Origin of the sequence: Rhizobium sp. RCC_161_2 (assembly GCF_041355235.1) — a bacterium.
Taxonomy (GTDB): domain Bacteria; phylum Pseudomonadota; class Alphaproteobacteria; order Rhizobiales; family Rhizobiaceae; genus Rhizobium.
Genome location: NZ_JBFUPL010000002.1, coordinates 372,095 through 386,403 on the forward strand (window position 1 = coordinate 372,095; position 14,309 = coordinate 386,403).

The 14,309-nt window shown below is 59.4% G+C and carries 16 protein-coding genes; 14 read left to right on the forward strand and 2 right to left on the reverse strand.

Annotation, left to right across the window (positions count from 1 at the left end):
- The first annotated feature begins 60 nt into the window (after nucleotides 1-60).
- On the forward strand, nucleotides 61-642 hold the full coding sequence (locus AB6803_RS05880; RefSeq protein ID WP_371108008.1) for a hypothetical protein: 582 nt from the start codon (nucleotides 61-63) through the stop codon (nucleotides 640-642).
- Here the strand turns inward: AB6803_RS05880 and AB6803_RS05885 are convergent, their stop codons facing one another.
- The gene (locus AB6803_RS05885) at nucleotides 643-1,068 is read right to left on the reverse strand and encodes a hypothetical protein (RefSeq protein ID WP_371108009.1); all 426 of its coding nucleotides are present in this window, start codon (nucleotides 1,066-1,068) and stop codon (nucleotides 643-645) included.
- Between the two features lie 172 nt (nucleotides 1,069-1,240).
- Between AB6803_RS05885 and AB6803_RS05890 the strand changes: the two genes are divergently transcribed.
- From AB6803_RS05890 to AB6803_RS05950, 13 genes are all read left to right on the forward strand, one after another.
- Nucleotides 1,241-2,083, forward strand: coding sequence for an RNA methyltransferase (locus tag AB6803_RS05890; protein ID WP_371108010.1), 843 nt, complete (start codon nucleotides 1,241-1,243; stop codon nucleotides 2,081-2,083).
- On the forward strand, nucleotides 2,064-2,864 hold the full coding sequence (murI, locus tag AB6803_RS05895; RefSeq protein ID WP_371108011.1) for a glutamate racemase: 801 nt from the start codon (nucleotides 2,064-2,066) through the stop codon (nucleotides 2,862-2,864). Before AB6803_RS05890 ends, murI begins: the two co-directional genes overlap by 20 nt.
- Nucleotides 2,865-2,868: 4 nt before the next feature.
- Entirely contained in the window at nucleotides 2,869-3,333 is a 465-nt protein-coding gene (locus AB6803_RS05900; protein ID WP_371108012.1) for a GNAT family N-acetyltransferase, read from the forward strand.
- Nucleotides 3,334-3,413: 80 nt separating this feature from the next.
- The gene (locus tag AB6803_RS05905) at nucleotides 3,414-4,559 is read left to right on the forward strand and encodes an alpha-hydroxy acid oxidase (protein ID WP_371108013.1); all 1,146 of its coding nucleotides are present in this window, start codon (nucleotides 3,414-3,416) and stop codon (nucleotides 4,557-4,559) included.
- 138 nt (nucleotides 4,560-4,697) lie between these two features.
- On the forward strand, nucleotides 4,698-6,215 hold the full coding sequence (locus AB6803_RS05910; RefSeq protein WP_371108014.1) for a helicase HerA domain-containing protein: 1,518 nt from the start codon (nucleotides 4,698-4,700) through the stop codon (nucleotides 6,213-6,215).
- 71 nt (nucleotides 6,216-6,286) lie between these two features.
- On the forward strand, nucleotides 6,287-6,622 hold the full coding sequence (locus AB6803_RS05915) for a hypothetical protein (protein WP_371108015.1): 336 nt from the start codon (nucleotides 6,287-6,289) through the stop codon (nucleotides 6,620-6,622).
- Between the two features lie 3 nt (nucleotides 6,623-6,625).
- Nucleotides 6,626-7,441 (forward strand): nucleotidyl transferase AbiEii/AbiGii toxin family protein, encoded by an 816-nt coding sequence (locus AB6803_RS05920; RefSeq protein WP_371108016.1) that lies wholly within the window; start codon nucleotides 6,626-6,628, stop codon nucleotides 7,439-7,441.
- A 224-nt stretch (nucleotides 7,442-7,665) separates the two neighbouring features.
- Nucleotides 7,666-8,283 (forward strand): 30S ribosomal protein S4, encoded by a 618-nt coding sequence (rpsD, locus tag AB6803_RS05925; RefSeq protein ID WP_007696347.1) that lies wholly within the window; start codon nucleotides 7,666-7,668, stop codon nucleotides 8,281-8,283.
- Between the two features lie 71 nt (nucleotides 8,284-8,354).
- Nucleotides 8,355-9,284 carry a glutaminase gene (locus tag AB6803_RS05930; RefSeq protein ID WP_007696344.1) on the forward strand — a complete coding sequence of 310 codons (930 nt, stop codon included), beginning with the start codon at nucleotides 8,355-8,357 and terminating at the stop codon, nucleotides 9,282-9,284.
- Between the two features lie 59 nt (nucleotides 9,285-9,343).
- Nucleotides 9,344-10,216, forward strand: coding sequence for a tRNA 2-thiocytidine(32) synthetase TtcA (ttcA, locus tag AB6803_RS05935; protein ID WP_371108017.1), 873 nt, complete (start codon nucleotides 9,344-9,346; stop codon nucleotides 10,214-10,216).
- 93 nt (nucleotides 10,217-10,309) lie between these two features.
- The gene (locus AB6803_RS05940; protein ID WP_371108018.1) at nucleotides 10,310-11,137 is read left to right on the forward strand and encodes an inositol monophosphatase family protein; all 828 of its coding nucleotides are present in this window, start codon (nucleotides 10,310-10,312) and stop codon (nucleotides 11,135-11,137) included.
- A gap of 18 nt (nucleotides 11,138-11,155) precedes the next feature.
- A complete protein-coding gene (locus AB6803_RS05945; protein WP_371108337.1) occupies nucleotides 11,156-11,980 on the forward strand; it encodes an inositol monophosphatase family protein in 825 nt (274 codons plus the stop codon).
- A 93-nt stretch (nucleotides 11,981-12,073) separates the two neighbouring features.
- On the forward strand, nucleotides 12,074-12,994 hold the full coding sequence (locus AB6803_RS05950; protein ID WP_371108019.1) for an adenylate/guanylate cyclase domain-containing protein: 921 nt from the start codon (nucleotides 12,074-12,076) through the stop codon (nucleotides 12,992-12,994).
- 26 nt (nucleotides 12,995-13,020) lie between these two features.
- Here AB6803_RS05950 and AB6803_RS05955 read toward each other — a convergent pair whose 3' ends face one another.
- Nucleotides 13,021-14,301, reverse strand: coding sequence for a multidrug effflux MFS transporter (locus AB6803_RS05955; protein ID WP_371108020.1), 1,281 nt, complete (start codon nucleotides 14,299-14,301; stop codon nucleotides 13,021-13,023).
- Nucleotides 14,302-14,309: the final 8 nt, after the last annotated feature.

A 14,309-nucleotide genomic window follows, 5' to 3' on the forward strand; every position in this document is an offset into this window, starting at 1 on the left:
AAGCGACGGATGCGGCTAATGTCGCGCGCATGCTTCGCTGATCGTTATGGATTCTTACTCATGCAGAAAATTGCCGCTGCCGCGCTTCTCGCTGTTTTTCTTCCTCTCTCGCTCAGCGCAGGCCCGGCCTCGGTGGCCGATGTGACGACGCCGGTCAAGGCAGTGATGGACGCTACCGTTTCCAACTGGGCGGGCGGCGACAGCGACTGGCAGGATATTTTCGAGGAGAGCAAGCTGGACGAGCGCTACAGCAAGGATTTCATTGCGAAATACAAAGCGGCGGCACAGTTTCCCGCAGCCGACGAGGATGGCATTTCGCCCTTCGATTACGATGTCATTGTCGGCGGTCAGGATGCATGTCCGTTACAGGATATGAATATCGCCGCGCAGGCCCCCAATGGTGATACGACGGAGGTGGTCGCGACCTTCAAGTCGTTAGCTTGCCAGGGCTCTGACGCCAACAGTCAGGCGGTGACCACGGTGCGTTTCGAGGTCATTCAGGAGGCAGGCAAGCCGGTCATCGACGACATCATCACGGTCGACGAGGGCGGTCAGTCTAATTCGCTGAAATCCGTCATGCAGGATATCGTCAAGCAGCAGCAGTCGGCGGACCAGCAGCAGAAACAACCGGATCAGAAATAGTCAGATCGTATTGGAGCTCTTCTTATCAGGGCGGACGATGAGCCAGAATATGATGGCAGCAGGTCCGATGAACGTCACCATCAGACCCAGAACCTGAAGTGTGTTTTCGTCGACTTCAACCCCGATGAGACGGCCTGTAATAAAAGCCCCAATAATGTCAGAAAAAAAGAGCATAGCCGGCCCTAAAATTGCGCCCGCGACGGCGTAATGGCCGATTTTTGTCCATCCTCTCAGAACGAGGGCAAGATGGATGGGGAGGCCCAAGATCAACGCAATCGCGTAGCCAATCGCCGCCAAGGGCAGAAAGACGTCCCAGAGCGAGATATGATCTTCCAGCCCCTTTCTGAAGAAGAACGTCGCGATGACTATTGAAGGCAACGGTGCAATGACGACGCCAGCGGCCAGCCTTCGCGAAATTATTCTCATGCATTAATCCTTTCGCCCCGTATGTATGGTTGTGGACTATATGTAAGCTATCGTTAAACGACAATTGACGAAGGGCGGTGAACGGGACGCTCAAAAGTCTTGCCGATTGCCGGCTGTCTCGTTATTTCGACCGTGATTTGCGCGGTATGGTCCGCGCATGGGGAAAGGCGTCATGGCAGGCACGAATAGCGAGCGTCAACTTCTGGCCGAAGGACCGGCCGTCATTCTGGTCGAGCCGCAGATGGGTGAGAATATCGGTATGGTGGCGCGCGCCATGGCGAATTTCGGCCTCGCCGAGCTTCGCCTCGTCAATCCGCGCGACGGCTGGCCGAACGAACGGGCGCAGGCGACCGCCTCCAAGGCCGATCACATCATCGAGGCGACCAAGGTCTACGACACGCTGGAGCAGGCGGTCGCCGACCTTAATTTCGTCTATGCGACGACGGCGCGCGAGCGTGACGGCTTCAAGCCGGTGCGCTCGCCGGTGGTTGCTGCCGAGACGCTTCGTGCAAGATTCAAGGCAGGCGAGGGTACCGGCATCCTTTTTGGTCGTGAGCGCTGGGGCCTGACCAACGAAGAGGTGGCGCTGGCCGACGAGATCGTGACCTTTCCCGTCAATCCCGCCTTCGCCTCGCTGAATATCGCCCAGGCCGTGCTGCTGATGTCCTATGAATGGATGAAGACCGGCATGGAAGATGTCGCCGCCGTGCCGTTCCAGGCGATGGAGCAGCGGCCCTCGACCAAGGAGCAGCTCTTCGGTCTGTTCGATCAGCTAGAAGAGGCGTTGGATGCGCGCAACTATTTCCATCCTGCCGGGAAAAAGCCCAAAATGATCGACAATCTGCGCGCAGTCCTCTCGCGCCGGGCGTTTACCGAACAGGAAATCAGCGTCTTGCGCGGCGTGATCTCGTCCCTCGACCGCTTCACGCGAAAATCTCCGCGCGGTAGCGGCTCGCATCCCAGATCCTCCGCTGCACCGAAGGAACCCACAAACGATGACAGCAACGGCGAATGAGCTGAAACCGGTCCTGATGTTCGATTCGGGCATTGGTGGCCTGACGGTGCTGCGCGAGGCGAGGGTGTTGATGCCGGAGCGCGGTTTCATCTATGTCGCCGACGATGCCGGCTTCCCCTATGGCGACTGGGAAGAGCAGGCGCTGCGCGAGCGCATTGTTGGTCTCTTCGCCAAGCTCTTGGCGGATTACGATCCGGAAATCTGCATCATCGCCTGCAATACCGCCTTCACGCTTGTCGGTGCTGATTTGCGCGCCGCTTTCCCGCAAATGACCTTCGTCGGCACGGTGCCGGCCATCAAGCCGGCGGCGGAGCGGACACGATCCGGTCTGGTCTCGGTCCTGGCGACGCCGGGCACCGTCAAGCGCGCCTATACGCGCGATCTCATCCAGTCCTTCGCGACGCAATGCCATGTCCGGCTCGTCGGCTCGGAAAATCTGGCACGTATAGCGGAAGCCTATATTCGCGGCGGCACCGTTTCCGATGATGCTGTGCTTTCCGAAGTCGGCCAGTGCTTTGTCGAGATGGATGGCCGCAAGACCGATATCGTCGTGCTTGCCTGCACGCATTATCCCTTCATGGCCAATATCTTCCGCAGGCTTGCGCCCTGGCCGGTCGATTGGCTCGATCCTGCCGAGGCGATCGCGCGCCGCGCCCGCAGCCTGGTGCCGCAGGTGGCCGATGCCGTTCATCCCGACACTTACGATTTCGCCGTCTTTACCTCCGGCACGCCGGATTTTCCGACACGACGGCTGATGCAGGGCTTTGGGTTGAGGGCATAACGATATGGCTGGCACGATTTCATTGCGGAAACTCGATCTCATCGACATGCCGGCTGCGGCTGGGGTCCATCGAGCCGCCTTCGACGACCGGCTTCCAACGCTGTCGGGGCTTCATACGTCGGAAGAGGATGTCGGCTTCTGGAGTGCGGTCGTCTTCAAGGACTGCCAGATATGGGGCGCGGAAGAGGGTGGTCGCCTCGTCGGCGTCATCGCCTTTCTCGAGGATTGGATCGATCAGCTCTACGTCCTGCCCGAGGCGCAGGGTCGCGGTATCGGCACCAGATTGCTGGAGGTCGCGAAAGCGGCCTATCCGTCGCTTTCGCTCTGGACATTTCAGCGAAATGTCGCAGCGCGCCGTTTTTACGAGAAACACGGCTTCTTGGTTGTTGACGAGTCGGACGGGGCGGGCAATGAGGAGAAGGAGCCCGACGTGCTTTACAAGTGGGAAGCGCGATTGCATCGCTTATAGAGCAATGTGAGGGCGGTATTGGGGAGGACGATATTTGATGCCTTTTGAAAAGCATTGCGGTTTCACCGTCGAGGCAAACCATGCGCCTCACTGACTGCTATAATTTCCATGATTTCCGCGCCTTGGCGAAAAGCCGTCTTCCAGGTCCGATTTTCAACTACATCGATGGCGCTGCCGACGACGAAGTGACGCTTCGCCGGAATACGGCTAGCTTCGAAAGTTGCGATCTGGTGCCCAATGTCCTGCGCGGCGTCAGCAGCGTGGATATGTCCGTCACGGTGATGGGGCAGAAGCTGGCAACGCCATTTTACTGCTCGCCGACGGCCCTGCAGCGGCTCTTCCATCATCAAGGCGAGAACGCGGTTGCTGCCGCGGCGTCTTCCATGGGCACCATGTTCGGCGTTTCCTCGCTTGGTACGGTCAGCCTCGAAGAAGTGCGCAAGAAGCATCAGGGGCCGCAGGTCTATCAGTTCTACTTTCATAAGGATCGCGGCCTAAACCGCGCCATGATGCAGCGAGCCAAGGATGCCGGCGTTAATGTGATGATGTTGACTGTCGACAGCATCACCGGCGGAAACCGCGAGCGTGACCTGCGCACCGGTTTCTCCATTCCCTTCAAGCTCAATCTGGCTGGCCTGGCGCAATTCGCCATGAAGCCGGCATGGGGCTTGAACTATGTCACGCATGAGAAATTCCGTCTGCCGCAGCTCGAGGAGCATGTGGACATGAGCGGTGGGGCGATGTCGATCGGCAAATATTTTACCGAAATGCTCGATCCGTCGATGAATTGGGATGATGTTTCCGAAATGGTGGGACATTGGGGCGGGCAATTCTGCCTCAAGGGTGTGATGTCCGTGGAGGATGCCAAGCGCGCCGTTGAAATCGGATGCACGGGTATCGTGCTTTCGAACCATGGCGGGCGGCAACTGGACGGCTCGCGCTCGGCTTTCGATCAGCTGGCCGAAATCGTCGATGCGGTCGGCGATCGGATCGACGTTATGATGGATGGCGGCATTCAGCGCGGGACGCATGTGCTGAAGGCGCTTTCGCTTGGCGCCAAGGCGGTTGGTGTCGGACGTTTCTATCTCTATCCGCTCGCGGCTGCGGGTCAGCCGGGTGTCGAGCGGGCGCTCGGCATGCTGCGTACCGAGATCGAACGCGGCATGAAGCTCATGGGCTGCACGACGGTCGATCAGCTATCACGCGCCAACCTGCGTTTCCGGTAGAGGGGCGACCGGATTGCATTCCCCTGTGGGTTTCTGAAATCCGTTCGCGAAAGCCGCAGAAATCTTTGATAGACGGAAGCGCCCCGTTTCTGAAAGATGGGCGCTTCCACATCTGAGTCTTGTCAAAGGGGTATTGCATTGCAGGTCGGCATCGACATGGGAACGGCGTCCGGCGGGACCAGCGCCCAACTCGATATCGAGGAACTGCTGGCAACCCGTCTCCTCGTGCAGGGCAATTCCGGCTCCGGAAAGTCGCATCTGTTGCGCCGCCTGCTGGAGCAGTCCGCGCAGTGGGTGCAGCAGGTCATCATTGATCCCGAGGGCGATTTCGTCACGCTGGCCGACAAGTTCGGCCATGTGGTAGTCGATGGCGAGCGCACCGAGGCCGAGCTCGCCGGTATCGCCAACCGTATCCGTCAGCATCGCGTTTCCTGCGTCCTGACGTTGGAAGGGCTGGATATCGAGCAGCAGATGCGTGCCGCCGCCGCCTTCCTCAACGGCATGTTCGATGCCGAGCGCGAATATTGGTATCCGGTGCTGGTCGTCGTCGACGAAGCGCAGATGTTCGCGCCGTCGGTCGGTGGCGATGTCTCTGAAGATGCGCGCAAGATGTCGCTCGGCGCCATGACCAATCTGATGTGTCGCGGCCGTAAGCGCGGTCTTGCTGGCGTCATCGCCACGCAGCGTCTGGCGAAGCTTGCCAAGAACGTAGCTGCCGAAGCCTCGAACTTCCTGATGGGCCGCACTTTTCTCGATATCGACATGGCGCGTGCCGCCGACCTGCTCGGCATGGATCGCCGGCAGGCGGAGATGTTCCGCGACTTGAAGCGCGGCAATTTCGTAGCACTCGGCCCGGCTCTCTCACGCCGGCCGCTGCCGATCACTATTGGTAATGTCGAAACCTCGGCGCGCTCGTCCAGCCCGAAGCTGATGCCGCTGCCGGATGCGCCGCAGGATGTTGAGGATCTGATCTTCACGCCGGACCCGGAGGAATTCTCAAGACCGGTCGTTCGCCGCACCACGCCCGCGCCACGCCCGACGACGGATATTCTGGCCGAGCTCTCCCGTTCCACACCTGCCGCCGGCGCGGCACCTGCCGAACCGAGGGCGAGCCAGCCGGAACTGTCGACGGAAGATCGCGAGGCGCGTGTCGGTGCTGTGCTTTCTGAAATTCTCGACGATCCCGCCTCGGGTTTCCGAACGGATTCAGTGCTCTATCAGGAGTTCCTCGTGCGTCTGCGCATGCGCCGTGTGCCGGGTGTACCAATGGCCCTGTCGGAATTCCGCCGTCGTGTGGCGATCGTGCGCTCCGGCGCCGACGAGGCGACCATGGCGACCGAGGCCTGGGGCACGGCCATGTCGCTCTCCTCTGGCGTTACAGACGATCTGCAAGGTGTGTTCCTGATGCTCGCCAAGGCGGCCATCTGCGGCGAGCCATGCCCCTCAGACGCGCGCATCGCGCGGGCCTATGGCACTCACTCAGCCCGTCGCGCCCGGCGATTGCTCAGCTATTTCGAAGAGCAGGGCAGCGTCGTCGTTCACACTGATTTCTCAGGGAAACGCATCGTTGCCTTCCCGGATATCGGCAGCCAGACCGCGCCGGGTGATGCCAATGCGCCCGATGTCGATGGTGGCGAGCAGGCGGCCGCTGAATAGCTGCCACTAATGGTGATTGTTGACCCGTATCCGGGATACGCTTATATTCATCTCTAATCGGAGATGATCCAATGGCCGTGCGCGACAGAATTCAGCGATATAGGGAAAGTGGAGGGGCGTCCGACCTTGTGAGGGTGGAGGTTCTGGTCCCGGCTGCGCGTCGCAATGATATCCTATCGCAAGCCAGCGAGATGCGTGCTGAACACCGGCAAAGGAAAGAGCGCCTTCAGCAGAATCTTGATGAAGCTCTTGCCCGCTATGGCATTCGCCTATTGGACAATATCGACTTAGATCGACTTCCGGAGCTCGCGCAAAAATCGAAAGTGGTGGCTGACGCATTGATGGAGCGCGGCGATGCGCGTGCTTTTGCTATGGGGCGACGTATCTTGAGTGAGATCGGACAATAGCTGATGGCGCTCACGAATCTACAAAAAGAGATTATGGCTTCCATCGCGAAGAACCGCTCGGAAACGAGCTATGTCGCCGGTGGCCTTGTCTTGAACATGAACTGGCCCCGCCTCTCTGACGATATTGATATTTTTCAGGACACCGACGAGGAAATCGGTCCAACTGCGGACCGGGATATAGAAACACTCAAGGGCGACGGCTTCCGCATTTATATTGAGGTGAATGTATACGGTTGCGTTGAAGCTCAGGTTTCCAAGGCGCATGAGAATACGCTCATCCAATGGATGAGCGAATCGCGAACCCGTTTCTTTCCGCTTATTCGCGATGAGGAATGGGGAGCGAGGCTTCATCCGGCGGACCTGGCTGTCAATAAAGTCCTGGCGGCGTCGACAAGAACTAAGCCGAGAGATTTTGTTGACTTGGTGATGATCGACGAAAGAATGTCTCCTCTTGGTGCGGTTATTATGGCTGCATCGGGGAAGCCACCGCATTACTCTCCCATCAGAATAATTGATGAAATTCGACGGAGAGGGCTATCGGTTTCGACTGATGGGTATGATTCCGTGAGAGGTCTCCCGATGGATTTCACGGCCAATGTCGTCCGGGAAAAGCTGGTCGAAGCGCTTGATGAAGCGGAGAGTTATATTCGGTCTGCGCCAGCAGATATTGTCGGGCTGCTCGCGGTCAATCCCGGCGGCATGCCCGTTCGGATATCGGCGTTAAATGAGGCTGGCGTACAGTTTCGAAAGGCGACATCCGAGCCTGATTTGATGCCGTCGCTGCCGAATGTGCCGGAGGAGTGGGTGTCTGACAGGTAGCACGGCCTAAAACCAGGCTTCCCGCTGTTGACAATTTCATGACGACCCCTTACAGACCGCCCCAACGCCGGGCAGAAATGTCCGGTGTTTCACTGACATGTCCCGTGGCTCCTCCGTTCGCTAACGTGAGGAACCTGTCAGAGCTCGAAAACGGAGTTCAGAGGAGGGCGTGTTTCCTTCGCGGTTTGGCAACAAGCCGCTAAAACACTTTGAAAGGAAATGCGATGAGCAAGCGCGAATCGTCCAAGTATAAAATTGACCGCCGTATGGGCGAAAATATCTGGGGTCGTCCGAAGTCCCCGGTTAACCGTCGCGAATACGGCCCGGGCCAGCATGGCCAGCGCCGCAAGGGCAAGCTTTCGGACTTCGGTGTGCAGCTGCGCGCCAAGCAGAAGCTGAAGGGCTACTACGGCGATCTGCGCGAGAAGCAGTTCCGCGCCACCTTCGACGAAGCCAACCGCCGCAAGGGCGACACTTCGGAAAACCTGATCGGCCTGCTTGAATCGCGCCTGGACGCGATCGTATACCGCGCCAAGTTCGTTCCGACCGTTTTCGCTGCCCGTCAGTTCGTCAACCATGGCCACGTCACGGTTAACGGCGTTCGCGTCAACATCGGTTCCTACCGCTGCAAGGCTGGCGACGTTATCGAAGTTCGCGAAAAGTCCAAGCAGCTCGTGATCGTTCTGGAATCGGTTTCGCTCGCCGAGCGTGACGTTCCGGACTACATCGAAGTTGACCACAACAAGATGGTTGCGACCTTCGCTCGCGTTCCGACCCTCGCTGACGTACCGTACGCAGTCGTCATGGAACCGCAGCTAGTCGTCGAATTCTATTCGCGTTAATCAGCGGATATCTTTCTTACGAATGGAAAAGCCGCTCCTTCTGGGCGGCTTTTTTCTTTCTGGAGATCATCATGGCGGATTTGCAGGCAGTTCTTGACAGCATCCATGCTGAGCTTTCGCCGCGTCTCGGCGAGGGCAAGGTCGCGGACTATATTCCCGAACTTGCCAAGGTCGACCCGAACCAGTTTGGCATGGCGATCGCGACGGTGGATGGCAATATCCACAGTGTCGGCCATGCCGATGTGCCCTTTTCCATCCAGAGCATTTCCAAGGTCTTCATGCTGACGCTGGCGCTCGGCAAGGTGGGCGAGAGCCTTTGGAACAGGGTTGGCCGCGAGCCCTCCGGCACCGCGTTCAACTCCATCGTCCAGCTTGAGCGCGAAGAGGGGATTCCGCGCAATCCCTTCGTCAACGCCGGCGCGATCGCCGTCAGCGACGTCGTATTGTCGGGCCACGCGCCACGCGAGGCGATCGGCGAGCTTTTGCGCTTTGTGCGCTATGTTGCCGATGACGAGTCGATCACCATCGACGACAAGGTGGCACGCTCGGAGACGCAGACCGGATTCCGTAATTTCGCGCTCGCCAATTTCATGCGCGCCTATGGCAATATCGACCATCCCGTCGAACATGTGCTCGGCGTCTATTTCCATCAATGTGCCGTGTCGATGAGCTGCCAGCAGCTCGCCAAGGCTGGGCTTTATCTCGCTGCGCGCGGCACCAATCCGATCACCGGCCATTCCGTCGTTTCGCCGAAGCGGGCGCGGCGTATCAATGCGCTGATGCTGACCTGCGGCCACTATGACGGTTCCGGGGATTTCGCCTATCACGTCGGCTTGCCCGGCAAGAGCGGCGTTGGCGGCGGCATTCTGGCGGTGGCGCCGGGTATTGGCTCCATCGCGGTCTGGTCTCCGGGACTGAACAAGGTCGGCAATTCGCAGCTCGGCGCGGTGGCGCTGGAAATGCTTGCCGCGCGGACCGGCTGGTCGGTCTTCGGCGATTGATGCCGTGTCTTTGACCACGCTTTCTGCTATCAGCGTGCCAAGGCCTGAGGGATGATAAGATGAATATCGCAACGACAGTGGCGGATGAGCTCGATATCGAGGCGGAAGAAGGCGGCAATGCCACCCATCCGCTGTTCGCCGACGCACCGCGTTCGGTCTCCTTCAACAAGCTGCGCAAGCGCCTGCTGCGCCAGGTGCGCCAGGCGCTCGACGATTTCCAGATGCTAACGGGCCAGAAGCGCTGGTTGGTTGGCGTATCCGGCGGCAAGGATTCGTATGGGTTGCTGTCGATTCTGCTCGATCTCAAATGGCGCGGCCTGCTGCCGGTGGAGCTGATCGCCTGCAATCTCGATCAGGGCCAGCCGAATTTCCCCAAGCATGTCCTGCCCGAATATCTGATGAAGATCGGTGTCGAACACCGCATTGAATATCGCGACACCTATTCCATCGTGAAGGAAAAGGTGCCGGCGGGTGCGACCTATTGCTCGCTCTGTTCGCGCTTGCGCCGCGGCAACCTCTATCGTATCGCCCGCGAAGAGGGCTGCGACGCGCTGGTGCTCGGCCATCATCGCGAGGATATTCTCGAGACCTTCTTCATGAATTTCTTCCACGGCGGCCGATTGGCCTCGATGCCGGCGAAGCTCCTCAATGACGAGGGCGACCTGATGGTGCTGCGCCCGCTCGCCTACGCCGCCGAGGACGATCTCGCCAAGTTCGCCGCCGCCATGCAGTTTCCGATCATTCCCTGCGATCTCTGTGGCTCGCAGGACGGCCTGCAGCGCAATGCAATGAAAGACATGCTTAGTGATATCGAACGCCGCATGCCGGGCCGCAAGGATACGATGCTGCGGGCTCTGGCGCATGTGAACCCATCGCATCTGCTCGATCCCAAGCTTTTCGATTTCGCGGCGCTGATGGCGCAAAAGCCCTAAGTCGTCGCCTGCACTCGATTTAATTGGTTTTGCCACAAGGCTGTCATCGAATCGGGCATAAGGGGAGCCATCCTCTTTCTGCAGAGATCATCGATGACCCTCTCCGATCCAGACTTCGACTATCTGATGGCGACCGTGGCCGAGGCTGCGGCGCTTGAAATTCTGCCGCGCTTCCGCAATCTTGGAGCAGGCGATATTTCCGAAAAAACCTCCGCCGTCGATCTGGTAACGGAAGCCGATCTGTTGACGGAGAAGCGCATCACGGCGGCACTGAAAGCACGCTTTCCCGGTGCGCTCGTGGTCGGCGAGGAAACCTACGAGGCGGATAGATCCGTCGTGCCGGCGCTGGCGCATGCGGACCTTGCCTTTGTCATCGATCCTGTCGACGGCACCTTCAATTTCGCGTCCGGCCTGCCGGTCTTCGGAACGATCCTTGCCGTCGTCGCCAAAGGCGAGACGATCGCCGGGATCATCCATGATTCCGTGCTCGGCGATACCGTTACCACTGTGAAAGGTGCCGGCACCTATTTGCGGCGACGCAACGGGCAGGCGCGCAGGCTTGCTGTTGCCCCCGCTGTTCCGTTAAGCGAGATGACCGGATTGATCTCCTGGGGCCATATGGACGAGCCGGACCGGTCCCGCATCAGCGCCAATATGGCGAAGATACGCATGGGGTTTGCGTTGAACTGCTCGGCCTACGAATATTGGATGGTTGCCTCCGGCAGGATCCATTTCATCGGCCATTCGAAACTGATGCCCTGGGATCATCTGGCAGGCGTGCTCGCGCACCAGGAAGCCGGTGGCTTCACGGCGAAATTTGACGGCACGCCCTATCGGCCCGGCGAGACGACGGGTGGCATTATTTCGGCTCCGGATGAGGAAAGCTGGCGGATCATCCGCCGCGAGATTGTCGGCGCCTGACAGGAGAGGACTTGTATGATGACATCATCCGTTGACGTGACGACCCTTGCCGATCTGCTGCGCCAAGCGGCAAAGGCAGAAATCCTGCCGCGCTTCCGTAGGCTTGGCAGCAATGACGTCCGCGCCAAGAGCGAGGCGACCGATCTGGTGACGGAAGCGGATGAACAGGCCGAGCGGATGATCAAGGCCGAGGTGGAGCGGCTATGGCCCGAGGCACTGTTTATCGGCGAGGAATCGGTTGCTGCCGATCCGGCGCTTCTTGACAAGCTGCAGGGCGCGGATCTGGCCATCATCGTCGATCCGGTCGACGGAACGTTCAATTTCGCCGCCGGTATTCCCGCATTCGGCGTCATGGCGTCGGTGGTTTCGAAAGGCGAGACCGTGGCGGGCATCATCTTCGACCCGATGGGCGATGATTGGGTGCTGACCGAAAAGGGCAGTGGCGCGTGGTTGCGCCGGCCAGATGGCGAGGCGCAGCGGCTCTCCGTGGCAAAGCCTGTTGCCTTGGAGGAGATGGTCGGCATGGCCTCCACCGGCTATCTGCCGCAGGGCAAACGTGCCGAAATCCTGGGCAATCTCGCCAAGGTGCGTTTTATCACCAACTATCGCTGTGCGGCCCATGAATACCGCACCTTTGCCGGCGGGCATGTCCATTATCTCATGTACAATAAGCTCATGCCCTGGGATCACCTGGCCGGCGCGCTGATCTCCGAGGAAGCGGGTGCCTATGTCAGGCGCTTCGATGGTTCTCCCTATCTCCCGCATCATCTCGACGGTGGGTTGTTGGTCGCGGTGGACAAGTCGTCATGGGATTTGCTGCGGCAAGAGGTCTTCACCGTCTGAGATGGTGCCACTTGGAAAGTCGTGGGCTCGGCGTTATCTTCACCCGCGACAGGCAACCGTCCTCTGGCGGAGTTTGCCGCTGGGATGAGGCCGATGTCCGAGACGAGCCGCAAGCTGACTACCATCTTCTGTGCCGACGTGCAGGATTATTCCCGCATGATGCGAAACGACGAGGAAGGCACGCTCGCAACGCTCAAACGATATCGCGAGGCGATGGCGCGCCTCATCGAAGCGCATGGTGGTCGTGTCATCAATACCTGGGGCGATGGCGTATTTGCCGAATTTCCCAGTGTCGTCGAAGCGTTGCGCGCGGCGGTTGATGTCCAGAATGAACTCGCCGGCTACAATGCGAAAAGCGATCCGGATACGCAGATGCAATTTCGCATCGGCCTTAACCTTGGCGATGTGATCGCCGAAGGCAACGATCTTTATGGTGATGGCGTCAACATTGCCGCGCGCCTTCAGGCCTGCGCGGCGGCTGGCGGCATCGTGATTTCAAACACGGTTTATGACCAGGTTCGTAATAAGGTGGCTGTCGGCTTCGATTTTCTTGGCCAGCTGGAGGTCAAGAACATCGACGGCGGCGTGGCGAGCTATGCGGTGCGGATCGGCGTCCCACAGGCGGCCGGTGCCCCGCCGGAGCGTCGCAGTATTCGCGAAGAGGTTCGGGCTTCAACGGAAGCGAACGCCGGACCTGCCGCTGGATTTACCCAGATTTATGGTTCGCTGGCGCTGGCCGCCCTTGTCGTGCTGGTGGTTAACGCATTCACCTGGCACGGTGATTTCTGGGCGAGATGGCCCTTGCTTGGTCTCGCATTTGCGGCCGGCCTTCGATGGGCACGGACGAACAGGCAGATAGATCCTCAGCTTGCCACTTTTGCCGTGATCGGTGCTGGTCTTATCGGCATCAACCTTCTGTCCTGGCATGGAACGCCCTGGGCAATATGGCCGCTGCTGGGCCTGGCCATTTTCGCCGGTCGGCGCTGGCTCGGGCGCCCGCGCGGCGACATTTGATTGGTCGCCGCACCGGAGATCTCTGATCAGACGTGACCCATGCCGGGCTCCAGCTTCGGGCTGTCGCCGGGATGAGTGAAGAGTTTGCCTTTTTCCGCCCATAGGGTTGCAAGGATCGATAGCGCACCGAAAATGGTAAAGCCGGCGATCAGCGGCTGCGGCGTGCCGTTGAACATTTGGCCGACAATGCCGCCAAGAAGCACGCCGCCGGTGGTGGAGACCGAGCTGGTAATGGAGGCCGCGGTTCCCGCCAGGTGTCCCATCGGCTCGAGGCTGATGGCCATGATATTGGTGGTGATGACCGCAAACATCATTAGCATTACCGAGATCAGCACATAGGTGAACACGAAGCTCGGCATGCCGGCCATTCCGATGACATAGCCGAAGGCTCCAAGCAGTGTGAAGATGATCATCGCGACATGGGAGATGCGCCGCATGCCGAAGCTGCGAACGAAATAGCCATTGGCGAATTGCGCAACCGCTGTGCCCGCCGCCGTCACGGCGAAGGCGATCGGGAACCACTCGCCGAGGCCATAGACCTCGCCGAACACCTGTTGCACCGAGACGATATAGGCGCAGATAACGGCGGTATAGAGCGTCAGGCCGATCATGTAGCCGCAGGTGATGCGGTTGGTCAGCACCGTCTTGAAGCCGGAAATAACAGAGCCGACGGAGAGCGGCAGACGCTCATCGTCCGGCAGCGTCTCCTTCATCCGGAAGAATGCGATAAGAAGGAGAACGGCGCTGGTGATGCCGAGCGCGATAAAGATCCATTGCCAGTTCGAATAGGCGACTATCAGCTGACCGACAGCAGGCGCGACCATCGGCATGATCATGAAAACGATGGTGACGTAGGACATGACCTGCGCCATTTCGCGGCCGCCGAAGCAATCGCGCACGATCGCCAGCGTGGTGATCCGCACGGCTGCGGCGCCGACGCCCTGGGTGAAGCGCAGCACCAGAAGCATGGTCAGGCTACCGCTCCAGGCGGCGGCAAACAGCGCGACCGTATAGAAAGCGAGGCCGCCAAGCAGGATATTGCGCCGGCCATAGGCGTCGGCCAGGCTGCCGAAGAACAGCTGGCAGATGCCGAAGCCGAGAAAATAGACGGCAATGACCATCTGCGTGTCGTTGGGATTGGCAACTGCCAGCGACTGGCCGATATTCGGCAAGGCCGGCAGCATGCTGTCGATGCCGAGCGAAATGCTCGCCGTCATCAGCGCGATGATGATGACGAATTCGACGATGCCGAGGCCGATACGCGCGGAGCCGGTTGGTTCCGCTGATTTTGCTTGGGGCGGTGTCATGTAAAAAT